Below are 21,369 nucleotides of genomic sequence, written 5' to 3' on the forward strand. Positions count from 1 at the left end.
CCATGCCTCATTGTTTGTGCTTCGCCCGGCGCCGGCTGGGTGACCAGTCGAGCGCGCCGATGCGCGCCAGATAGACCAGGCCCGCCAACAGGATGGCCACGAAAATGGTCGCTTCGATGAAGCCGGCCCAGCCGCTTTCGCGCACCGAGATCGCCCAGGCGAAGAGGAACAGGGCTTCGACGTCGAAGATCACGAACAGCATCGCGACCAGATAGAACTTGGCGGACAGGCGCAGGCGGGCGCTGCCGGTGGAGACGATGCCGGATTCGAAGGGTTCGTTCTTGCTGCGGCCCCAGGACTTGCCACCGAGCAGGCTGGAGACGCCGAGCATGAAGGCGCACAGGCCGAGGATGCCGACCAGGAACACGGCAAAGGCCCAGTGGTGGGACAGGGTGGCGATATCGGTCATTGCCAGGCTCCCGGGTGCCATTGCGGCAGAGTCCGCAGGTGAGCTGAGCCTAGACCCGGATGCAGAAACGACAAGGCCCCGGTATCGCTACCGGGGCCTTGCCTGGGCAGTCGCACCGGTCGGCTGGGCCGACCGGGCGTGAGCCAGTTCCTTAGTGGAACTGGTTCATGGTGTTGTCCTTGCCGCTTGCCTTCAGAGCCGCTTCACCAGCGAAGTACTCCTTATGGTTGTCACCGATGTCGGAGCCAGCCATGTTCTGGTGCTTCACGCAGGCGATGCCCTGACGCAGTTCTTCACGCTGCACGCCCTTGACGTAGGCCAGCATGGCCTGGTCGGCGAAGTAACCCTTGGCCAGGTTGTCGGTGGACAGCGCGGCGGTGTGGTAGGTCGGCAGGGTGATCAGGTGGTGGAAGATGCCAGCCTGGGCGGAACCTTCGCGCTGGAAGGTACGGATCTTCTCGTCGGCGATCTGAGCCAGCTCGGTGTTGTCGTAGTCGACACTCATCAGCTTGGCGCGGTCGTAGGCGGAAACATCCTTGCCTTCGGCAACCATGGCATCGAACACCTGCTGACGGAAGTTCAGGGTCCAGTTGAAGGACGGGCTGTTGTTGTACACCAGCTTGGCGTTCGGGATGACTTCGCGGATGCGGTCAACCATGCCCTTGATCTGGCCAACGTGCGGCTTCTCGGTTTCGATCCACAGCAGGTCGGCGCCGTTCTGCAGGCTGGTGATGCAGTCCAGCACGCAACGGTCTTCGCCGGTGCCCTTGCGGAACTGGAACAGGTTGGACGGCAGGCGCTTCGGACGCAGCAGCTTGCCACCGCGGTTGATGACCACGTCGCCATTGCCCAGTTCGGCAGCGGTGATTTCTTCGCAATCCAGGAAGGAGTTGTACAGGTCGCCCAGGTCGCCCGGTTCCTTGGTCACGGCGATCTGCTTGGTCAGGCCGGCACCCAGGGAGTCGGTACGAGCAACGATCACGCCGTTGTCGATGCCCAGCTCGAGGAACGCGTAGCGAACGGCAGCGATCTTGGCGAGGAAGTCGGCGTGCGGAACGGTCACTTTGCCGTCCTGGTGGCCGCACTGCTTCTCGTCAGAAACCTGGTTCTCGATCTGGATGCAGCAAGCGCCCGCTTCGATCATGCGCTTGGCCAGCAGGTAGGTGGCTTCCGGGTTACCGAAGCCAGCGTCGATGTCGGCGATGATCGGGACGATGTGGGTTTCGTAGTTGTCGATCTGAGCCTGGATTTCAGCTTCCTTGGCCTTGTCGCCGGCTTCGCGGGCAGCGTCCAGGGCGGTGAACAGCAGGTCCAGCTCACGGCTGTCGGCCTGGCGCAGGAAGGTGTACAGCTCTTCGATCAGACCGGAAACGGCGGTCTTCTCGTGCATGGACTGGTCGGGCAGCGGGCCGAAGTCGGAGCGCAGCGCAGCAACCATCCAGCCGGACAGGTACAGGTACTTCTTGTTGGTGGTCTTCAGGTGCTTCTTGATGGAGATCAGCTTCTGCTGACCGATGAAGCCGTGCCAGCAACCCAGCGACTGGGTGTAAACGGACGAGTCAGCGTCGTACTCGGCCATGTCCTTGCGCATGATGTCAGCGGTGTACTGGGCGATCTGCAGGCCGGTCTTGAAACGGTTCTGGGCGCGCATGCGGGCCACGGATTCCGGGTTGATGGCGCTCCAGCTGCTGCCGTACTGCTCTTTCAGGGCGGCGATAGCCTTGATGTCATTTTGATAAGCGGACATGGTCAATCCTTCACAAATGGGTTGGTCTGGCACCGACTCCCGGTCGACCTGAGCAAGGTCGTGCAACGGGCGGCTCATGCAACCTGGAGGAGGATGGACGGAAACGGAGGCTGTCAGGTAGGGAGCGAGCAGAGGTACTACAGCATCTGCGATCTGCATGGATATGCAGGAAAGGGCTGTGGATCACCAAGGCTTCCCCGTCCCTCGGGACGACTACGTTCCAGTCGCAACCTCGTCGATCGCCCGGTAAGGCTGAATCGGCACGAAGAGACCCGGCTGGTTGGCTTGAGTCGCTTCGGGCAGCTCTTCGAAAAGAGCCTCCTGGTTAGCGGGAGCGGGCGCATGATGCGATGGAACCGGAGGCGAGTCAAACGTTTTGTAGTGTTTTTTTTGCGGCACTACATTTCGGCTTTTGCGGTGCGCCGTCTCATTCGAGAATTTCCACGCGGATGCGTAGCGGCTTCGTTTCCTCGGAGCGGGTGGCCAGCCGATTGCGCGTGGCGGGAAGGTACTCGCCGGCAACTTCGATCCATTCCCCGAGGCGCCCGCTGAGGTGAGTTTCGCCCAGCAAGGTGTCGCGGGCCCCGTAGGTGGCGGGATCCATCTCTGTGCGGCGGGCACTCAGGTCGAGCCGGACGCGTTCATCGCCAGCCAGCCTGACCACCAGTTGCAGGTCGAGGCCGCTTTCGCTTTCCTGGCTTTGCAGATAGGGCGTGCCGTCCAGGTCGGCGCTGAAGCCGAGTCGTGGCTCGCTGCGTTCGAGCTGCACGAATGCAGGTTGGCCCTCGCTGGCGCGGATCTGCAGGGTCTGTCCGGACTGGCCGGCGCTCAGCACACGCGGCGCGTGGGTCGGGTTCGTTGCCGGCAGGTCGCGGTGCGTCAGCAAGCGGTAGCGGGGCTGGTCGCCGGAGCCGCTGTCCAGGCTGACCAGCAACTGGCGGAGCGGTACGTCCAGTTGGGTGAGAACGCCGCGCAGTTCGTTGATGCGCTCCAGGCTGGCGCGCACCAGCAGCTGCTGCTCATGGGCGACGAGGCTCTCGCCTTCGTCGAGCAGCGCCTGGGCGACCGGAAGAAGCTCTTCGGCGGAGCGATGCTGCAGGGGGATAACGGCGGTGGCGGCAAGGAGAGGCTGGGTGAAGGCCAGCAGGGCTGTCAGGATCGCGCGAGGCAGGAACATGCAGGGTCTCTCCTTGAGGGCGGACGGAGGACCCGTCCGCGTTTCGGGGTCCGCTCAGCCGCTGTGCCGGACCATGTCGACGTGCGGGATGCCCGCCTCGAGGAATTCCTCGCTGACCACCTGGAAGCCCAGGCGCTCGTAGAAGGCGGTGGCATGCACCTGGGCGGTGAGGAACTGGCGAGTCAGGCCCGCTTCTTCCGCCGTACGGATGGCTGCCTTCATCAGCATCGCGCCGATGCCGCTGCCGCGCCAGTCCTTGAGCACCGCTACCCGGCCGATGTGGCCGTCGGCCAGCAGGCGGGCGGTGCCGATGGGGTAGTCGCCCGTGCAGGCCAGGAAGTGGGTTGCCTCCTGGTCATCGGAGTCCCACTCCAGCTCTGGCGGCACCGACTGCTCGTTGATGAATACGGCCTCGCGGATGCGGCGCAGCTCGGCATTGTCCTTCTGCCAGTCGGCAATCCGGATGCTCAGTTCATTCTTCATCGGCCAGCTCCAGGCTCCCCTGTTTGACGAGCTCCAGCAGCAGGGTACGCGCTTCATCATTGGCCAGCCATTGGCCGAGATTGTCCTGATGCAGGGCGTCGGCCGAGCAGAGCAGCTTGAGCAGATCGCGCAATTCGGCCGGCAGCAACCGGCTCTGGCCGCTGGCGAACAGCAGCAGGCCGAGATCGATCTCGCTCCAGGCCAGACGCGAGCTGGGGTTGCGCACCAGCACCGCGCCGTCTTCCAGGGCGTTCAGCAGTTCGTCTTCGTCGATGTCGGGACCCGCCACCAGCTCGGGGTACTTGGGTTCGGTCATGAACTGGCCGAACCAGGTGAGCAGCAGGCGCTCGTCGCCCATATGCTCGGCCAGCAGTTTCTTCAGGCGCACCAGGGCATCGCTCTGGATCTGGAAGGGGTCGTCCTGCGGCTGCAGATCGGCATCGCTGTAGCGGTCCTCGTCGGGAATGAACTGGGCGAGGAAGTCGGTGAAGTGGGTGAGCACTTCGCTGGCGCTGGGGGCGCGGAAGCCCACGGAGATGGTCATGCACTCGTCTTCGGCGGTGCCGAAGTGGGCCAGGCGCGGCGGCAGGTAGAGCATGTCGCCCGGTTCCAGCACCCACTCGTCCGTGCCGGCGAATTCGGCAAGAATCTTCAGGTCGGCGTGTTCGAGCAGCGGGCTTGCGCTGTCGCACATCTGGCCGATGCGCCAGCGGCGCTTGCCGTAACCTTGCAGCAGGAACACATCGTAGTTGTCGTAGTGCGGGCCGACGCCACCACCCGGCGCGGCGTAGCTGATCATGATGTCGTCGATGCGCCAGTTGGGCAGGAAGTTGAACTGCTCCAGCAGCTCGGACACTTCCGGCACGAACTGGTCAACGGCCTGCACCAGCAGGGTCCAGTCGCGCTCGGGCAGATTCTGGTAGGTGTCTTCAGCGAAGGGGCCGCGGCGCAGCTCCCAGGGGTGTTCGCCGTGCTCCAGTACCAGACGCGATTCGACTTCCTCTTCGAGCGACAGGCCGGCCAGCTCGTCCGGGCTGATCGGGCTCTGGAAATCGGGAATCGCCTGGCGGATCAGCAGCGGCTTCTTCTGCCAGTACTCGCGCAGGAATTGCTGCACGCTGATACCGCCCAGAAGTTGAAGTGGAATATTAGAAGTCATCGCTAACACCTTGCTCTTTCGAGCGGAGCGGAGTCGAAAATGAAAAACGCCCGGCGCGGCCGGGCGTCCTTGGGCGGTACGCGGGTCAGATGCGCTTGGCCTGCGCCACCGCATTGCCGATGTAGTTTGCCGGGGTCAGCTTGCGCAGCTCGGCCTTGGCTTCGGCGGGAATATCCAGGGTGTCGATGAAGGTCTGCAGGGCGTCCGGGCTGATGCCCTTGCCACGGGTGAGCTCCTTGAGCTTCTCGTAGGCGTTTTCCACCGCGTAGCGGCGCATCACGGTCTGCACCGGCTCGGCGAGGACTTCCCAGCAGTGATCCAGGTCTTCGGCGATGCGTGCAGCGTTCAGCTCCAGCTTGCCGATGCCCTTGAGGGAGGCTTCATAGGCAATGATGCTGTGGGCGAAACCGACACCGAGGTTGCGCAGCACGGTGGAGTCGGTCAGGTCGCGCTGCCAGCGGGAGATCGGCAGCTTGCTGGCCAGGTGCTGGAAGATCGCGTTGGCGATGCCCAGGTTGCCTTCGGAGTTCTCGAAGTCGATCGGGTTGACCTTGTGCGGCATGGTGGACGAGCCGATTTCGCCGGCCACCGTCTTCTGCTTGAAGTAGCCCAGCGAGATGTAGCCCCACACGTCACGATCGAAGTCGATGAGGATGGTGTTGAAGCGGGCGATGGCGTCGAACAGCTCGGCGATGTAATCGTGCGGCTCGATCTGCGTGGTGTAGGGGTTCCAGCTCAGGCCCAGGTCCTGCTCGATGAATTCGCGCGCGTTGGCTTCCCAGTCGATCTGCGGATAGGCGGACAGGTGGGCGTTGTAGTTGCCCACGGCGCCGTTGATCTTGCCGAGCAGTGGCACGGCGGCCGCCTGGGCGATCTGGCGCTCCAGACGGTACACCACGTTGGCCATTTCCTTGCCCAGGGTGGTCGGCGAAGCCGGCTGACCATGGGTGCGCGACAGCATCGGCACGTCGGCGAACTTCACTGCCAGGTCGCGGATGGCGCCGGCGATCTGGCGCATCAGCGGCAGCAGTACCGTATCGCGGCCTTCGCGCAGCATCAGGGCGTGGGACAGGTTGTTGATGTCCTCGCTGGTGCAGGCGAAGTGGATGAATTCGTTGACGGCCGCCAGCTCCGGCAGCTGCTTGGCCTGCTCCTTGAGCAGGTATTCCACGGCCTTCACGTCGTGGTTGGTGGTGCGCTCGAATTCCTTGACGCGCTCGGCGTGCTCCAGCTGGAAGTTCTCGGCCAGGCTGTTGAGCAGCGCATTGGCTTCGGCGGAGAACGGCGCCACTTCCGGAATGCCGGAATGCTGGGCCAGGCGCTGCAGCCAGCGCACTTCCACCAGGACGCGGTTCTTGATCAGGCCGAACTCGCTGAAGATCGGGCGCAGAGCGTTGGTCTTGCTGGCGTAACGGCCATCGACGGGGGAAACCGCGGTGAGCGAGGAGAGCTGCATGGGGTTATCTCGGCAAACGGGCAGAAAAAACAGGGCGCATAGCATACCCGAAAGATCGGTGGCCAGGGCGCCCGTGATGTCGGGGTCAAGCGCTGCGTAGCAGCGGGTAAAGCTCCTTGAGCAGCTTGCGGCGGCCGAACACCAGCTGCCAGCGGCTGCCGCCCAGCTGGCGCCAGAGGCGCGCGGCGCGCACGCCGGCGAACAGCAGGGTGCGGATCTTGGCGGCATTGGCGCTCTGTTGCAGGTAGCGCATGTCGCCCTGCACCTGGATGCGCTGGCGGAAGGTGGAGAGGGTGTCCTGGTACAGCGCGCCGAAGGAGGCGATGACGTTTTCGTGGGTCGGGCCGAAATGCTCGACCTGCTGCTCGATCTGGCCGAGGCGCTTGCCGATCAGGTCCATCAGGTCGTCGCGCTTGTCCAGCTGGCGCTCGAGGGTCAGCAGCGTCAGCGCGTAGCGCAGCGAGTCGCGTGGCAGGCTGGCCGGGGTGCGCTCCAGGGTGCTGGCCAGTGCGCGATAACCGTCGCGCAGGTTGAGGTCGTCGCCGCCGAATACCTCCAGGGTGCTCTGCGGGTTGCGCGCCAGCAGGCTGCCGATCAGGCAGCCCACGGCCGCCTCGTTGCATTGCCCGGTGCGCGCCAGGCGATCCACCTGGATGGCGGCGGTGAATACGGCGCCCAGGGCGATCAGCTGTTCCTGGGTGCGATTCATGCGTCAGCTCCGCTGCGGGAAAACCAGGGTTCGGCCTGTTCGATGACGCCGCCGCCCAGGCAGACCTCGCCGTCATAGAACACCACCGACTGGCCGGGGGTGACGGCGCGCTGCGGCTCGTCGAACACCGCGCGGTAGCCGCCGTCGATGCGTTCCAGCGTGCAGGCCTGGTCCTGCTGGCGATAACGCACCTTGGCGGTCAGGCGGCGCGGTTCGGCGAGCTCGATGGGGTTGACCCAGTAGATCTCCGAGGCGCGCAGCGCGCGCGAAAACAGCCAGGGGTGCTCGCCCTGGCCGACAATCAGTACGTTGCGCTCCAGATCCTTTTCCAGCACGTACCAGGGCTCTTCGCTGGCGTTCTTCAGGCCGCCGATGCCGAGGCCCTGGCGCTGGCCGATGGTGTGGTACATCAGGCCGTGGTGGCGGCCGATCACCTTGCCGTCGGTGGTTTCGATGTCGCCGGGCTGGGCCGGCAGGTACTGCTTGAGGAAATCGCTGAAGCGGCGTTCGCCGATGAAGCAGATACCGGTGGAGTCCTTCTTCTTGGCGGTGGCCAGGCCGTGCTGTTCGGCGATGGCGCGCACCTGGGGCTTTTCCAGTTCGCCCACCGGGAACAGGCTGCGGGCGATCTGTTCGCCGCCCACGGCATGCAGGAAGTAGCTCTGGTCCTTGTTCGGGTCCAGGCCCTTGAGCAGCTCGCTGCGGCCGTCGATATCGCGGCGGCGCACATAGTGACCGGTGGCGATCAGGTCGGCGCCGAGCATCAGCGCGTAGTCAAGGAATGCCTTGAACTTGATTTCCCGGTTGCACAGGATGTCCGGGTTCGGCGTGCGCCCGGCCTTGTACTCGGCCAGGAAGTGCTCGAACACGTTGTCCCAGTACTCGGCGGCGAAGTTGGCCGTGTGCAGGTGGATGCCCAGCCTGTCGCAGACGGCCTGCGCGTCCGCGAGGTCTTCCCTGGCGGTGCAGTATTCGGTGCCGTCGTCCTCTTCCCAGTTCTTCATGAACAGGCCTTCGACCTGGTAGCCCTGTTGCTGCAGGAGCAGGGCGGAGACGGAGGAGTCCACGCCTCCGGACATGCCGACGATGATGCGTTTGCCGTTCACGGAGAAACCTTTCAGAAAATCAGCGAGAGAGGGTAGCGGTGGCCAGCCAGGTAGTGCTCGACCGCCTTGGCTACCAGTGGACTGCGCAGGCGCTCGGCCTCGGCCTGCATCTCGGCGGGCGTCAGCCACAGGGCGCGCTCGATGCCGGTGTCCAGTAGTCGCTGGGGGTCGTGGCTCAGCGGGCGGCCGAAGAACGTGGTGCGGTAGTAGGTGACCCCGTTGCTGGGCGCGGTGTACAGGCCGACGCCGACGAGGCCCTGGATCTCCACCGTCCAGCCAGTCTCTTCTAGGGTTTCGCGCAGGGCGGCCTCGATGAGGCTTTCGCCAGGCTCCAGATGCCCGGCCGGCTGGTTGAGGACCAGCCGGCCACGCTGTTGTTCTTCGACCAGCAGGAAACGGCCGTTGTCTTCGATGACGGTGGCGACTGTGACGTGGGCGTGCCAGTTCATCCGCACATTCCGAGGTTCTTCAGGGGAGCGGCATTATACGCGCTTGTCGTCGCAGGGCGAGTGAGAGGCCGGAAATGCAAAACCCCGGCGCGAGGCCGGGGTTTTGGAGCCGGTGACAGGTCACCGGCGAGGCAGCGGACTCAGGCCAGCTGTGCCAACGCACCATTGAAGGTTGTGCTGGGACGCATGGCCTTGTCGGCCAGTGCGAAGTCGGGCTGGTAGTAGCCGCCGATGTCCTGCGGCTTGCCTTGTGCGCCGTTCAGCTCGGCGACGACGCGGGCTTCGTTCTCGGTCAGGAACTTGGCCAGGCCGCTGAACTGGGCTTGCAGCTCCAGGTCTTCGGTCTGTTCGGCCAGGGCCTGCGCCCAGTACAGGGCGATGTAGAAATGGCTGCCGCGGTTGTCGATCTGGCCGACCTTGCGGGCCGGGGACTTGTTGTTGTCCAGCAGCTGGCCGGTGGCCTGGTCCAGGGTCTTGGCCAGCACCAGCGCCTTGCTGTTGCCGTAGGTGTTGCCCAGGTGCTCCAGGGAGGCGGCCAGAGCCAGGAACTCGCCCAGCGAATCCCAGCGCAGGTAGCCTTCCTCGTTGAACTGCTGCACGTGCTTGGGCGCGGAACCACCGGCGCCGGTCTCGAACAGGCCGCCGCCGCTCATCAGCGGAACGATGGACAGCATCTTGGCGCTGGTGCCCAGCTCCATGATCGGGAACAGGTCGGTCAGGTAGTCACGCAGCACGTTGCCGGTCACCGAGATGGTGTCCTTGCCTTCGCGGATGCGCTGCAGGGAAACGCGGGTGGCTTCGACCGGGGACAGGATGCTGATGTCCAGGCCGGTGGTGTCGTGGTTCTTCAGGTACTGCTGCACCTTCTCGATCACCAGCGCGTCGTGCGGACGGTTGCTGTCCAGCCAGAAGATGGCCGGGGTGTTGCTCAGGCGGGCGCGGGTGACGGCCAGCTTGACCCAGTCCTGGATCGGCGCGTCCTTGACCTGGCACATGCGCCAGATGTCGCCGGCTTCCACGGCATGTTCCAGCAGCAGATTGCCGTTCAGGTCGGTGACGCGCACGGTGCCGTCGACCGGAATCTGGAAGGTCTTGTTGTGGGAGCCGTATTCCTCGGCTTTCTGCGCCATCAGGCCGACGTTCGGGACGCTGCCCATGGTGGTCGGGTCCAGCGCGCCGTTGCGCTTGCAGTCCTCGATCACGGCCTGGTACACGCCGGCGTAGCAGCGGTCGGGGATCACGGCCTTGGTGTCGTGCAGTTTGCCGTCGGCGCCCCACATCTTGCCGGAGTCACGGATCATCGCTGGCATGGAGGCATCGACGATCACGTCGCTCGGCACGTGCAGGTTGGTGATGCCCTTGTCGGAGTTGACCATGGCCAGCTGAGCGCTGGAGGCGTAGACGGCCTGGATGTCCGCTTCGATCTCGGCCTGCTTGTCGGCCGGCAGGGTCTTGATGCGGGCGTAGAGGTCGCCGATGCCGTTGTTGGCATCGAAGCCGACGTCCTGCAGGGCGGCCGCGTGCTTGTTCAGCACCGCTTCGTAATAGGTTTCGACGAACTGGCCGAACATGATCGGGTCGGAGACCTTCATCATGGTCGCCTTCAGGTGCACGGAGAACAGCACGCCGCTGTTCTTGGCGTCCTCGATCTGGGCGGCGACGAAGCTGCGCAGAGCCTTCTTGCTCAGTACCGAGGCGTCGATGATTTCACCGGCCAGCACCTTGGTCTTTTCCTTCAGAACGCGAACGCTGCCATCGGCGGCCAGCAGTTCGATCTTCACGCTGCCTTCGGCTTCGATCAGCGCGGCCTTTTCGCTGCCGTAGAAGTCACCGGCATCCATGTGCGCCACGTGGGACTTGGAGTCGGCACTCCAGGCGCCCATCTTGTGCGGGTTCTTGCGTGCGTAATTCTTGACGGACAGCGGGGCGCGGCGGTCGGAGTTGCCTTCGCGCAGCACCGGGTTCACGGCGCTACCCTTGATCTTGTCGTAGCGGGCCTTGACGTCCTTCTCGGTGTCGTTGCTCGGCGCTTCGGGGTAGTCGGGGAGTGCGAAACCTTGCTGCTGCAGCTCCTTGATGGCGGCCTTGAGCTGCGGAATCGAGGCGCTGATGTTGGGGAGCTTGATGATGTTGGCGTCGGGGGTAGTAGCCAGCTGGCCCAGTTCGGCGAGGTCGTCGGCGACGCGCTGTTCGGCGCTGAGGTAGTCGGGGAAGGTGGCGAGGATGCGTCCGGCCAGGGAGATATTGCGTGTTTCTATCTGGATGCCGGAGGAGTGGGTAAAGGACTTGATGATCGGAAGCAGGGAGTAGGTGGCTAGCGCAGGTGCTTCGTCGGTGATGGTATAGATGATCGAGCGACTGGACATGTTTCGAATCGAGCCCTTGTGGGTGCTGTGGTTGCGAAAGCCGGTGATGCGCGCCCACAGGTCCTCTGCGGCGATCCAAGGCGCATCCAGGCTGAACTGGCGGATGTCTGCGAATGGTCAGGAAGGGGTGTTTTCCAGGCCATGAAGCGGGTTACTTCAGTCAGACAGGGATTTCCCTATGCTCCCGCGGCGGCGAACTATATCACAAGGCCCCCATCCCCCTGTAAGCGGAGCAGCGCGGGGACGACGCGGAAAAGCTTGCGACAAGGGTATAGTTTCCACTCGGGAGTCAATTGGCTAAGCTCTGGCGCGGAAACACTCATCCAACGCAACGGAGTCCAGCATGGGTTACCAAAAGATCCAGGTCCCCGCGAACGGTGACAAAATCACCGTCAACGCCGACATGACCCTCAATGTGCCGAACAACCCCATCATTCCCTTTATCGAGGGTGACGGCATTGGTGTCGACATCAGCCCGGTAATGATCAAGGTCGTCGATGCTGCCGTGCAAAAGGCCTACGGCGGCGAGCGCAAGATCGCCTGGATGGAAGTCTATGCCGGCGAGAAGGCCACCCAGGTCTACGACCAGGACACCTGGCTGCCCAAGGAAACCCTGGAAGCCGTGCGCGACTACGTTGTGTCCATCAAGGGCCCGCTGACCACCCCGGTCGGTGGCGGCATTCGTTCGCTGAACGTGGCGCTGCGCCAGGAGCTGGATCTGTATGTCTGCCAGCGCCCGGTGCGCTGGTTCGAAGGCGTGCCCAGTCCGGTGAAGAAGCCTGGCGATGTGGACATGGTGATCTTCCGTGAGAACTCCGAAGACATCTACGCCGGCGTCGAGTGGAAAGCCGGCAGCCCCGAAGCCGAGAAGGTCATCAAGTTCCTCACCGAGGAAATGGGCGTCAAGAAGATCCGCTTCACCGAAAACTGCGGCATCGGCATCAAGCCGGTTTCTCTGGAGGGCACCAAGCGCCTGGTGCGCAAGGCCCTGCAGTACGTCGTGGACAACGATCGCAGCTCCCTGACTATCGTCCATAAGGGCAACATCATGAAGTTCACCGAAGGTGCCTTCAAGGAATGGGGCTACGAGGTGGCGCGTGATGAGTTTGGCGCCGAGCTGCTGGATGGCGGCCCGTGGATGCAGTTCAAGAACCCCAACACTGGCAAGACCATCGTGGTGAAGGACGCCATCGCCGACGCCATGCTGCAGCAGATCCTGCTGCGTCCGGCCGAATATGACGTCATCGCCACCCTGAACCTGAACGGCGACTACCTGTCCGACGCCCTGGCGGCCGAAGTGGGCGGCATCGGCATCGCGCCGGGTGCCAACCTGTCCGACACCGTGGCCATGTTCGAGGCCACCCACGGCACCGCGCCGAAGTACGCCGGCCAGGACAAGGTCAACCCGGGCTCCATCATCCTCTCCGCCGAGATGATGCTGCGCCACATGGGCTGGACCGAAGCCGCCGATCTGATCATCAAGGGCACCAACGGTGCCATCGGCGCCAAAACGGTCACCTATGACTTCGAGCGTCTGATGGACGGCGCGACCCTGCTGTCCTGCTCCGCCTTCGGCGATGCCATGATCAAGCACATGTAAGACGTGCTCTGACAGGCAAAAGAAAGCCGACCCGCAAGGGTCGGCTTTTTTATTGGGGTGGAACCCTCGTCGTGGCGTCAGGCGCCTTGTGTCTGCGGTGTCTTGGTGGCGGGGGACGCAACCTCAACTGAGGTGATCGAGCGTATGTTCACCGCATGCAGGCCCTTGGGGCCCTGGAGGATTTCGAAGTGGACCGGCTGGCCGGCCTTGAGTGTTTTGTATCCGTCCATCTGGATTGCTGAGTAGTGGGCGAACAGATCCTCATCTCGGCCGTCAGCAACGATGAACCCGTAGCCCTTGGCGTTGTTGAACCACTTGACCTTACCGCTGAGCATGCTGATTTTCCCTCTGCAAAGGACTCCATCACTGGAGTATCATCGACTTCAATTCCATGTGAAGGCGAAACGGCCGTGGCATGGAACCACCGGTTACCCGAAGGGGTACTCTTTGTTTGTATCACTGATTTTCCGAGAGTCAAGGAAGTGAGCGGGCGGCTGAGACGCCGGTCAAACCCATCACCTGTCAGCGTTTTGATCCCCTTTCCAAGCATGCAAGCAGATCAGCAGATTCGACTAACATTCAATCAGGACCGTCCCGATTGGCATGAAGATGACGACTCCGGTCTGCTCGTCGGAGAGGCCCGGCCGACGCTGCAGACGCCGCCCCTGTACAAGGTCGTCATGTACAACGACGACTACACCCCGATGGATTTCGTGGTGGAGGTGCTGGAGCGCTTCTTCGGGCTGAATCGGGAACAGGCAACAAGAATCATGCTGACCGTGCATACCGAGGGCCGAGCTGTTTGCGGATTGTTCACTCGCGATATTGCCGAGACGAAGGCCGAGCAAGTCAACGAGTACGCCCGTACATGCCAGCATCCGCTACTCTGTGAGATCGAGAAGGACGGCTGAATCCGGCCGCGTGGGGAGGTAAGCCATGTTGAACCGAGAGCTCGAAGTCACCCTCAATCTGGCGTTCAAGGAGGCCCGAGCCAAGCGTCACGAGTTCATGACCGTCGAGCACCTGCTGCTCGCCTTGCTGGACAACGAGGCGGCGGCCAGTGTGCTGCGTGCCTGTGGGGCTGACCTGGACAAGCTGCGCCATGATCTCAAGGAGTTCATCGACTCGACCACCCCGCTGATTCCGCCCCACGACGAGGAGCGGGAAACCCAGCCGACGCTTGGCTTCCAGCGTGTCCTGCAGCGTGCCGTCTTTCACGTGCAGAGCTCCGGCAAGCGCGAGGTGACCGGGGCCAACGTGCTGGTTGCTATCTTCAGCGAGCAGGAAAGCCAGGCGGTATTCCTGCTCAAGCAGCAGACCGTGGCGCGCATCGATGTGGTCAACTACATCGCCCATGGCATTTCCCGCGTGCCCGGCCACGCCGATCACGCAGAAAACGAGGACATGCAGGACGAGGAGGGCGGTGAATCCACCAGCGCCAGCCATCCGCTGGATGCCTATGCCACCAACCTCAACGAGCTGGCGCGCCAGGGACGCATCGATCCATTGGTGGGGCGCGAACCCGAGGTTGAGCGCGTTGCGCAGATCCTGGCGCGGCGTCGCAAGAACAATCCCCTGCTGGTGGGCGAGGCGGGCGTCGGCAAGACGGCAATCGCCGAAGGCTTGGCCAAGCGTATCGTTGATCGCCAGGTGCCCGACCTGCTGGCGGAAAGTGTCGTTTATTCACTGGATCTGGGCGCGCTGCTGGCCGGCACCAAGTACCGGGGCGATTTCGAAAAGCGCTTCAAGGCGCTGCTCAACGAACTGCGCAAGCGGCCGCACGCCATCCTGTTCATCGACGAAATCCACACCATCATCGGCGCCGGCGCGGCCTCGGGCGGCGTGATGGATGCGTCCAACCTGCTCAAGCCGCTGCTTTCCTCCGGTGAGATCCGCTGCATCGGCTCGACCACCTTCCAGGAATTTCGCGGCATCTTCGAAAAGGATCGTGCGCTGGCGCGGCGCTTCCAGAAGGTGGATGTCACCGAGCCCTCGGTCGAGGACACCATCGGCATCCTGCGCGGGCTCAAGGGCCGCTTCGAAAGCCACCACGAAATCGAATACACCGACGAGGCGCTGCGCGCCGCCGCCGAGCTGGCTGCCCGCTACATCAATGATCGGCACATGCCGGACAAGGCCATCGACGTGATCGACGAAGCGGGCGCCTACCAGCGTCTGCTGCCGGCCGACCGACGGGTGAAATCTGTCGATGTCGCGCAGGTCGAGGACATCGTCGCCAAGATCGCGCGCATTCCGCCCAAACATGTCTCCAGCTCCGACAAGGAGCTGCTGCGCAACCTGGAGCGTGACCTCAAGCTCACCGTGTTCGGCCAGGATGAGGCCATCGACTCGCTGGCCACCGCCATCAAGTTGTCCCGTGCGGGGCTCAAGGCGCCGGACAAGCCGGTCGGCTCGTTCCTGTTCGCCGGCCCCACCGGCGTGGGCAAGACCGAAGTGGCGCGCCAATTGGCGCGTTCGCTGGGTGTCGAGCTGGTGCGCTTCGACATGTCCGAGTACATGGAGCGGCATACCGTGTCCCGCCTGATCGGCGCACCGCCCGGTTACGTGGGTTTCGACCAGGGCGGTCTGCTCACCGAGGCGATCACCAAGCAGCCGCATTGCGTGTTGCTACTGGACGAGATCGAGAAGGCGCATCCGGAAGTCTTCAACCTGCTGCTGCAGGTGATGGATCACGGCACCCTGACCGACAACAACGGGCGCAAGGCGGATTTCCGCAACGTCATCCTGATCATGACCACGAATGCCGGCGCAGAGACCGCCTCGCGTGCGTCCATCGGCTTCACGATGCAGGATCACTCCACCGACGCCATGGAAGTGATCAAGAAGACCTTCTCGCCCGAGTTCCGCAACCGCCTGGATACCATCATCCAGTTCGGCCGGCTCAGTCATGAGGTCATCAAGAGCATCGTCGACAAGTTCCTCACCGAACTGCAGGCCCAGCTCGAGGACAAGCGTGTGCAGCTGGATGTCAGCAACGCCGCGCGAGGCTGGCTGGCCGAGCGTGGCTACGACGTGCAGATGGGCGCTCGACCCATGGCGCGGCTTATCCAGGACAAGATCAAGCGGCCGCTGGCCGAGGAGATCCTGTTCGGCGAGCTGGCCGAGCATGGCGGCGTGGTGCACATCGATGTGGCGGGTGATGAACTAGTCTTCGAATACGAGACCAGCGCCGAAGTCGCCTGACTGCCAGTGTGAAAAAAGCCCGGGTCATGCCCGGGCTTTTTTTTGTGCCAACGAAAATGGCGCACAAACAAAAACGCCCGGCATGGCCGGGCGTTCGGGCAACTCGGTTTCAGCGGGCGCGATAGGTGATGCGGCCCTTGCTGAGGTCGTAAGGCGTCAGCTCGACGCGCACCTTGTCGCCGGTCAGGATGCGGATGTAGTTCTTGCGCATCTTTCCGGAGATGTGCGCGGTAACGACATGCCCATTCTCCAACTCCACGCGGAACATGGTGTTGGGGAGGGTGTCGATGACAGTGCCTTCCATTTCCAAGCTGTCTTCTTTCGACATGCAGTATTGCCCTCGGTATTCATGAAAGCCGGGTCGCCTGTGGACCCTGGCAAAAGCGGCGTGCATTGTGCCCGAAAATGCCCTGCTCCGCCAAGTCTCAGGTCAGACTCACCCAGCGCTGGTTGACCAGCAGCTCAATGGGCCGGTACTCCGTCTTGTAATTCATCTTCCGGCAGTTCTTGATCCAGTAGCCCAGGTAGACATCGGAAAGCTCCAGGCGTGCGGCTTCGTTTATCTGCCAGAGGATGGCGTAGCGACCCAGGCTGCGATGTTCTTCCTCCGGTGCGTAGAAGGTGTAGACCGCGGAAAGGCCGTTGGGCAGCACGTCGGTAACGGCGACGGCCAGCAGATAGCCGTCCTTGCGGAACTCGAAGAAGCGGGCAAAGGCCAGGTTGCGCACCAGGAAGGTCTGAAACTGCTCGCGGCTGGGCGGATACATGTCGCCATCGGCATGCCGCTGCTCGATGTAGCGGGCATACAGCCCGTAAAGCTCTTCGCTGAAGTGCGGCGGCCGTGATGTGACTTCAAGGTCGGCGTTGCGCTTGAGGATGCGGCGCTGCTGCCGGTTGGGGTTGAAGCGGGTGACGGGAATGCGCGCGGGAATGCAGGCGTTGCAATGCTGGCAATGCGGCCGGTACAGGTGATCACCGCTGCGCCGGAAGCCCATCTCCGAGAGCTCGGCGTACATGTGTGCATCCATGGGCTGACTGGGATCGAGGAAGAGCGTAGTGGCCTGCTCTCCCGGCAGGTAGCTGCAAGGATGGGGCTGGGTGGCATAGAACTTCAGGCGAGCCAGCTCGGTCATTGGTCGCTTACCTCAATGGACTGAGGGGGAGTGTAAGTCAGTCGATCTGGTGCGCCTAGGCACGCCAGTTGGCTGAACTGGATTGGTCCAGGTGACGGTGCAGGTAGGTGGCGAATTCGGCACGCGGGATGGAACGGGCGCCAAGGCTCTCCAAGTGGCGCGTCGGCATCTGGCAGTCGATGAGGACGAAGCCCCAATCTTGCAAGTGTCGCACCAGCGTGACGAAGCCGACCTTGGAAGCGTTGGTGGTCCGGCTGAACATGGACTCACCGAAGAACAACTGCCCCATCGCCAGACCGTACAGGCCACCAACGAGTTGGTCCGCTTGCCATACTTCGACCGAGTGGGCGATGCCGAGTTCGTGCAGGTGCCGGTAGGCCTGTTGCATCGGGTGGGTGATCCAGGTGCCGTCGCTGTTGCGCCTCGGTCCGGCGCAGGCATCGACCACCTGGTCGAAGGCCTGGTCGAAGGTGACGCGAAATTCCTGCTGGCGCAGGCACTTGGCCAGGCTGCGCGAGATGTGCAGCTCCGTGGGAAACAGTACGGTGCGCGGATCGGGCGACCACCAGAGTGGTGGCTGGCCGTCCTGGAACCAGGGGAAGCAGCCGTGGCGGTAGGCCTGGATCAGTCGTTCGGGGCGCAGGTCGCCGCCCGCCGCGAGCAGCCCGTTGGGTTCTCGCAGCGCCTGTTCGAGGGGAGGGAAGTCGAGGGTGTCTCGATCCAGCCAGGCAAGCATGGGCAGAGGAGGGCGGCCGAACGGCCGCCCGTTCGATCAGAGACTGTCGAGGTACTTTTCGGCATCCAGCGCGGCCATGCAGCCGGCGCCCGCCGAAGTGATCGCTTGGCGATAGACATGGTCGGCCACGTCGCCGGCGGCGAACACGCCAGGAATGTTGGTGGCCGTCGCGTTGCCCTCGCCACCGCCATTGATCACCAGATAGCCGTCGCGCATGGTCAGTTGGCCGGTGAACAGCTCGGTGTTCGGCTTGTGGCCGATGGCGATGAACACCCCCGCGAGATCTAGGGTCTTCTCGACGCCGCTCTGGGTGTCCTTCAGGCGCACGCCAGTGACGCCGCTGTTGTCACCCAGCACCTCTTCCACAGTGTGGTTCCAGTGCAGGCGGATGTTGCCGTTGGCGGCGCGTTCGAGAATCTTGTCCTGCAGGATTTTCTCCGAACGCAGCTTGTCGCGGCGGTGGATCAGATGCACTTCCTTGGCGATGTTGGCCAGGTAGAGCGCTTCCTCGACGGCCGTGTTGCCGCCGCCGACCACGGCTACCACCTGGTTGCGGTAGAAGAAACCGTCGCAGGTGGCGCAGGCGGACACGCCCTTGCCGGAGAAGGCTTCCTCGGAAGGCAGGCCCAGGTACTGGGCCGAGGCGCCGGTGGCGATGATCAGTGCATCGCAACTGTAGGTGCCGCTGTCACCCTTGAGAATAAGGGGACGCTGCTGCAACTCGGCGGTGTGGATGTGGTCGTAGACGATCTCGGTGTCGAAGCGCTCGGCATGCTTCTGCATGCGCTCCATCAGCGCGGGACCGGTCAGGCCTTCGACATCGCCCGGCCAGTTGTCCACCTCGGTGGTGGTGGTCAGTTGGCCGCCAGGCTGGATGCCGGTGATGACCAGTGGCTTGAGGTTGGCGCGCGCGGCATACACGGCGGCGGTGTAGCCGGCTGGGCCGGAGCCCAGAATGATCAGCCGCGAATGCTTGACTTCATTCATAAAAAAACCTCATAAGCCTTTGTTCGATAAAGAGTGCGTGGTCCAATTCAGGCCGGCCCGAAAAAACTGCCGGTAATCCTACACCGAAGGTTGCGAACGCGGGAACGCGCTCCGCTCTATCATGGCGATAGCTTGCGTGGCGACAGGCGTGCAAAGCCGTAGAATGCGACCTGATCCACGCCCGCCCCAGATGCAGGAAACGCGTTTTGAAGAAAACTTCCACCCGCAGTGTTGAGACTCCCGAATGGCGCCGGCAGTTGCCGGTGCGCCTGAAGGAGGGCGCCCTGATTGCGATGGGCGCACTCTGCCTCTACCTGATCATGGCCCTGCTGACGTACGAACGCACCGATCCGGGTCTGTTCCGCAGCGGGCGGGTCGATCAGGTACAGAACGCCGCCGGACGGGCCGGCGCCTGGTTCGCCGATCTGCTGTTCGGTGGGGTCGGTTATTTCGCCTACCTGTTTCCCGTGCTGCTGGCTCTCAAGTGCTGGCGCATGTTCCAGCTGCGCCATGCGTCCTGGCATATCAGTGGCTGGCTGATTTCCTGGCGCGCCATCGGCCTGGTTTTCCTGGTGCTGTCCGGGGCGGCGCTGGCGCATCTGCATTTCGAGCCGGTGGCCTGGCTCCCGGCTTCTGCGGGCGGCGCCCTGGGGGAAAGCCTCGGCTACCTGGCCGAGCAGACCCTGAACGTGCAGGGCAGCACGTTGATGTTCCTGGCGCTGTTCCTGTTCGGCCTGACGGTGTTCACCGATCTGTCCTGGTTCCGACTAATGGACCTGCTCGGCAAGATCGTCCTGGACCTGGGCGAGCTGATCCAGAGCGCCATCGCCAACTGGTGGGCGACGCGCCAGGCCACGCGCGCCGCCCAGCCGGTGGTGTCACGTCGGGTCGAGGAACCGGTGCTGGGCGAAGTCGTCGAGCCGCCACTGCTGGAGGACGGCGAGGAGCTCAAGCGTGCACGTCAACGGCTGCTGGCTCGCGAGCCGAAACCGGCGCGTGTCCCGCCGCCCGCGCCGCAGACGCCGGTGATCGAGCCATCGCCCCCGCGCAAGGCACCGGTGATCAGCGAACTGCCGCCTCCGCCGCGGCTGGATGATCCGGTCTTCGCGACCCCCAAGCTCAAGCCCGCCGCGGTTCCCGCCAACGCCCTGGAAGGCACCTTGCCGCCGCTGTCCATCCTCGATGCGGTGGAGAAGAAGGCCAGCGGTTATTCCGAGGAAGCGCTGCAGGCCATGTCGCGGCTGCTGGAGCTCAAGCTCAAGGAGTTCGGTGTCGAGGTAACGGTCGAGAATGTCTACCCCGGCCCGGTGATCACCCGTTTCGAGATCCAGCCGGCGCCTGGCATCAAGGTCAGCCGCATTTCCAACCTGGCCAAGGACCTGGCGCGCTCCCTGGCGATCATCAGCGTGCGCGTGGTGGAAGTCATTCCCGGCAAGACCACCGTGGGCATCGAGATTCCCAACGAGGATCGGCAGATCGTGCACTTCTCCGAGGTGCTCTCCGCGCCGGAGTACGAAAGCGCCAAGTCGCCGGTCACCCTGGCGCTGGGCCATGACATCGGCGGCCGCCCGGTGTTTGCCGACCTGGCCAAGATGCCGCACCTGCTGGTGGCCGGCACCACCGGTTCGGGCAAGTCGGTGGGCGTCAATGCCATGATTCTGTCGATCCTGTTCAAGTCGACGCCCGAAGACGCGCGGCTGATCATGATCGACCCCAAGATGCTGGAACTGTCCATCTACGAAGGCATTCCGCACCTGCTGTGCCCGGTGGTCACCGACATGAAGGAGGCCGCCAACGCGCTGCGCTGGAGCGTCGCCGAGATGGAACGGCGCTACAAGCTGATGGCCGCCATGGGCGTGCGCAACCTGGCCGGCTTCAACCGCAAGATCAAGGAAGCCGAGGAAGCCGGCACGCCGCTGACCGACCCGCTGTACAAGCGGCAGAACTTCGAGGACGAGCCGCCGCTGCTGAAGAAGCTGCCGACCATCGTGGTGGTGGTCGACGAATTCGCCGACATGATGATGATCGTCGGCAAGAAGGTCGAAGAGCTGATCGCGCGCATCGCCCAGAAGGCCCGCGCCGCCGGCATCCACCTGATCCTTGCCACCCAGCGTCCTTCGGTGGACGTGATCACCGGCCTGATCAAGGCCAACATCCCGACGCGCATGGCGTTCCAGGTGTCCAGCAAGATCGACTCGCGCACCATCCTCGACCAGGGCGGCGCCGAACAGCTGCTCGGCCACGGCGACATGCTGTTCCTGCCGCCGGGCACCGGCCTGCCGATGCGCGTGCACGGCGCCTTCGTGTCCGATGACGAGGTGCACCGCGTGGTCGAAGCCTGGAAGCAGCGCGGCGCGCCCGATTACATTGAGGACATCCTTTCCGGCGCTGATGAAGGGGGTTCCGGCAGTTTCGAGGGCGGCGGCGAAGGGGGCGAGGGTAGCGAGGAGGATCCGCTGTACGACGAGGCGGTACGTTTCGTCACCGAAAGCCGGCGCGCTTCCATTTCCGCCGTGCAGCGCAAGCTGAAGATCGGCTACAACCGCGCCGCGCGCATGATCGAGGCCATGGAGATGGCCGGGGTCGTCACCCCCATGAATACCAACGGCTCGCGCGAAGTGATCGCGCCGGCGCCGATCCGCGACTGA

General features: G+C 63.6%; 19 protein-coding genes. 4 read left to right on the forward strand and 15 right to left on the reverse strand.

Annotated elements, in window-relative coordinates:
• Nucleotides 1–7 precede the first annotated feature (7 nt).
• The 10 genes from VL129_RS07310 to VL129_RS07355 form a co-directional block, all read right to left on the reverse strand.
• Complete coding sequence (locus VL129_RS07310) at nt 8–409, reverse strand: NADH-quinone oxidoreductase subunit A (protein WP_325411581.1); 402 nt, start codon at nt 407–409, stop codon at nt 8–10.
• A gap of 151 nt (nt 410–560) precedes the next feature.
• Complete coding sequence (locus tag VL129_RS07315) at nt 561–2,156, reverse strand: isocitrate lyase (protein ID WP_325411583.1); 1,596 nt, start codon at nt 2,154–2,156, stop codon at nt 561–563.
• 427 nt (nt 2,157–2,583) lie between these two features.
• Nucleotides 2,584–3,333, reverse strand: a complete 750-nt coding sequence (locus VL129_RS07320; protein WP_325411585.1) for a secretin N-terminal domain-containing protein — start codon at nt 3,331–3,333, stop codon at nt 2,584–2,586.
• Nucleotides 3,334–3,387: 54 nt separating this feature from the next.
• Nucleotides 3,388–3,816, reverse strand: coding sequence for a GNAT family N-acetyltransferase (locus VL129_RS07325; RefSeq protein WP_325411587.1), 429 nt, complete (start codon nt 3,814–3,816; stop codon nt 3,388–3,390).
• Nucleotides 3,806–4,975, reverse strand: coding sequence for a ribosomal protein uL16 3-hydroxylase (locus VL129_RS07330; RefSeq protein ID WP_325411589.1), 1,170 nt, complete (start codon nt 4,973–4,975; stop codon nt 3,806–3,808). Before VL129_RS07330 ends, VL129_RS07325 begins: the two co-directional genes overlap by 11 nt.
• Before the next feature lie 85 nt (nt 4,976–5,060).
• Nucleotides 5,061–6,431, reverse strand: coding sequence for an adenylosuccinate lyase (purB, locus tag VL129_RS07335; RefSeq protein ID WP_325411591.1), 1,371 nt, complete (start codon nt 6,429–6,431; stop codon nt 5,061–5,063).
• Between the two features lie 85 nt (nt 6,432–6,516).
• Complete coding sequence (gene hflD / locus VL129_RS07340; protein ID WP_325411593.1) at nt 6,517–7,140, reverse strand: high frequency lysogenization protein HflD; 624 nt, start codon at nt 7,138–7,140, stop codon at nt 6,517–6,519.
• The gene (gene mnmA, locus VL129_RS07345) at nt 7,137–8,246 is read right to left on the reverse strand and encodes a tRNA 2-thiouridine(34) synthase MnmA (protein ID WP_325411595.1); all 1,110 of its coding nucleotides are present in this window, start codon (nt 8,244–8,246) and stop codon (nt 7,137–7,139) included. Before mnmA ends, hflD begins: the two co-directional genes overlap by 4 nt.
• Before the next feature lie 11 nt (nt 8,247–8,257).
• On the reverse strand, nt 8,258–8,695 hold the full coding sequence (locus tag VL129_RS07350) for an NUDIX hydrolase (RefSeq protein ID WP_325411597.1): 438 nt from the start codon (nt 8,693–8,695) through the stop codon (nt 8,258–8,260).
• A gap of 140 nt (nt 8,696–8,835) precedes the next feature.
• Nucleotides 8,836–11,061 carry an NADP-dependent isocitrate dehydrogenase gene (locus tag VL129_RS07355; protein WP_325411599.1) on the reverse strand — a complete coding sequence of 742 codons (2,226 nt, stop codon included), beginning with the start codon at nt 11,059–11,061 and terminating at the stop codon, nt 8,836–8,838.
• Between the two features lie 343 nt (nt 11,062–11,404).
• Here VL129_RS07355 and icd point away from each other — a divergent pair, with 343 nt between their 5' ends.
• Nucleotides 11,405–12,661 carry an NADP-dependent isocitrate dehydrogenase gene (gene icd / locus VL129_RS07360; protein WP_325411601.1) on the forward strand — a complete coding sequence of 419 codons (1,257 nt, stop codon included), beginning with the start codon at nt 11,405–11,407 and terminating at the stop codon, nt 12,659–12,661.
• Between the two features lie 77 nt (nt 12,662–12,738).
• Here icd and cspD read toward each other — a convergent pair whose 3' ends face one another.
• Nucleotides 12,739–12,996 (reverse strand): cold shock domain-containing protein CspD, encoded by a 258-nt coding sequence (cspD, locus tag VL129_RS07365; RefSeq protein WP_325411603.1) that lies wholly within the window; start codon nt 12,994–12,996, stop codon nt 12,739–12,741.
• A gap of 213 nt (nt 12,997–13,209) precedes the next feature.
• On the opposite strand from cspD, the gene clpS reads away from it, so the two are divergent.
• Complete coding sequence (gene clpS / locus VL129_RS07370; RefSeq protein WP_325411605.1) at nt 13,210–13,572, forward strand: ATP-dependent Clp protease adapter ClpS; 363 nt, start codon at nt 13,210–13,212, stop codon at nt 13,570–13,572.
• Nucleotides 13,573–13,597: 25 nt separating this feature from the next.
• Nucleotides 13,598–15,865, forward strand: a complete 2,268-nt coding sequence (gene clpA, locus VL129_RS07375; RefSeq protein WP_325411607.1) for an ATP-dependent Clp protease ATP-binding subunit ClpA — start codon at nt 13,598–13,600, stop codon at nt 15,863–15,865.
• Between the two features lie 109 nt (nt 15,866–15,974).
• Here clpA and infA read toward each other — a convergent pair whose 3' ends face one another.
• The 4 genes from infA to trxB all read right to left on the reverse strand — a co-directional run bounded on the left by infA (nt 15,975) and on the right by trxB (nt 18,721).
• A complete protein-coding gene (gene infA / locus VL129_RS07380; RefSeq protein ID WP_325411609.1) occupies nt 15,975–16,193 on the reverse strand; it encodes a translation initiation factor IF-1 in 219 nt (72 codons plus the stop codon).
• 97 nt (nt 16,194–16,290) lie between these two features.
• Complete coding sequence (locus VL129_RS07385) at nt 16,291–16,998, reverse strand: arginyltransferase (RefSeq protein ID WP_325411611.1); 708 nt, start codon at nt 16,996–16,998, stop codon at nt 16,291–16,293.
• A gap of 55 nt (nt 16,999–17,053) precedes the next feature.
• Complete coding sequence (gene aat / locus VL129_RS07390; RefSeq protein WP_325411613.1) at nt 17,054–17,734, reverse strand: leucyl/phenylalanyl-tRNA--protein transferase; 681 nt, start codon at nt 17,732–17,734, stop codon at nt 17,054–17,056.
• Nucleotides 17,735–17,770: 36 nt separating this feature from the next.
• A complete protein-coding gene (gene trxB / locus VL129_RS07395; RefSeq protein WP_325411615.1) occupies nt 17,771–18,721 on the reverse strand; it encodes a thioredoxin-disulfide reductase in 951 nt (316 codons plus the stop codon).
• 293 nt (nt 18,722–19,014) lie between these two features.
• Here trxB and VL129_RS07400 point away from each other — a divergent pair, with 293 nt between their 5' ends.
• Nucleotides 19,015–21,369: a DNA translocase FtsK gene (locus VL129_RS07400; RefSeq protein ID WP_414705160.1), complete on the forward strand. Its 2,355-nt coding sequence runs from the start codon at nt 19,015–19,017 to the stop codon at nt 21,367–21,369.

The organism is Pseudomonas sp. (assembly GCF_035497915.1).
GTDB lineage: Bacteria > Pseudomonadota > Gammaproteobacteria > Pseudomonadales > Pseudomonadaceae > Serpens.

What these genes read in the sequence shown, in the direction of transcription:
- VL129_RS07310 (WP_325411581.1), bottom strand. Translation starts at nt 409, where the DNA reads ATGACCGATATCGCCACCCTGTCCCACCACTGGGCCTTTGCCGTGTTC.
- VL129_RS07315 (WP_325411583.1), bottom strand. Translation starts at nt 2,156, where the DNA reads ATGTCCGCTTATCAAAATGACATCAAGGCTATCGCCGCCCTGAAAGAG.
- VL129_RS07320 (WP_325411585.1), bottom strand. Translation starts at nt 3,333, where the DNA reads ATGTTCCTGCCTCGCGCGATCCTGACAGCCCTGCTGGCCTTCACCCAG.
- VL129_RS07325 (WP_325411587.1), bottom strand. Translation starts at nt 3,816, where the DNA reads ATGAAGAATGAACTGAGCATCCGGATTGCCGACTGGCAGAAGGACAAT.
- VL129_RS07330 (WP_325411589.1), bottom strand. Translation starts at nt 4,975, where the DNA reads ATGACTTCTAATATTCCACTTCAACTTCTGGGCGGTATCAGCGTGCAG.
- purB (WP_325411591.1), bottom strand. Translation starts at nt 6,431, where the DNA reads ATGCAGCTCTCCTCGCTCACCGCGGTTTCCCCCGTCGATGGCCGTTAC.
- hflD (WP_325411593.1), bottom strand. Translation starts at nt 7,140, where the DNA reads ATGAATCGCACCCAGGAACAGCTGATCGCCCTGGGCGCCGTATTCACC.
- VL129_RS07350 (WP_325411597.1), bottom strand. Translation starts at nt 8,695, where the DNA reads ATGAACTGGCACGCCCACGTCACAGTCGCCACCGTCATCGAAGACAAC.
- VL129_RS07355 (WP_325411599.1), bottom strand. Translation starts at nt 11,061, where the DNA reads ATGTCCAGTCGCTCGATCATCTATACCATCACCGACGAAGCACCTGCG.
- icd (WP_325411601.1), top strand. Translation starts at nt 11,405, where the DNA reads ATGGGTTACCAAAAGATCCAGGTCCCCGCGAACGGTGACAAAATCACC.
- cspD (WP_325411603.1), bottom strand. Translation starts at nt 12,996, where the DNA reads ATGCTCAGCGGTAAGGTCAAGTGGTTCAACAACGCCAAGGGCTACGGG.
- clpS (WP_325411605.1), top strand. Translation starts at nt 13,210, where the DNA reads ATGCAAGCAGATCAGCAGATTCGACTAACATTCAATCAGGACCGTCCC.
- clpA (WP_325411607.1), top strand. Translation starts at nt 13,598, where the DNA reads ATGTTGAACCGAGAGCTCGAAGTCACCCTCAATCTGGCGTTCAAGGAG.
- infA (WP_325411609.1), bottom strand. Translation starts at nt 16,193, where the DNA reads ATGTCGAAAGAAGACAGCTTGGAAATGGAAGGCACTGTCATCGACACC.
- VL129_RS07385 (WP_325411611.1), bottom strand. Translation starts at nt 16,998, where the DNA reads ATGACCGAGCTGGCTCGCCTGAAGTTCTATGCCACCCAGCCCCATCCT.
- aat (WP_325411613.1), bottom strand. Translation starts at nt 17,734, where the DNA reads ATGCTTGCCTGGCTGGATCGAGACACCCTCGACTTCCCTCCCCTCGAA.
- trxB (WP_325411615.1), bottom strand. Translation starts at nt 18,721, where the DNA reads ATGAATGAAGTCAAGCATTCGCGGCTGATCATTCTGGGCTCCGGCCCA.
- VL129_RS07400 (WP_414705160.1), top strand. Translation starts at nt 19,015, where the DNA reads ATGGGCGCACTCTGCCTCTACCTGATCATGGCCCTGCTGACGTACGAA.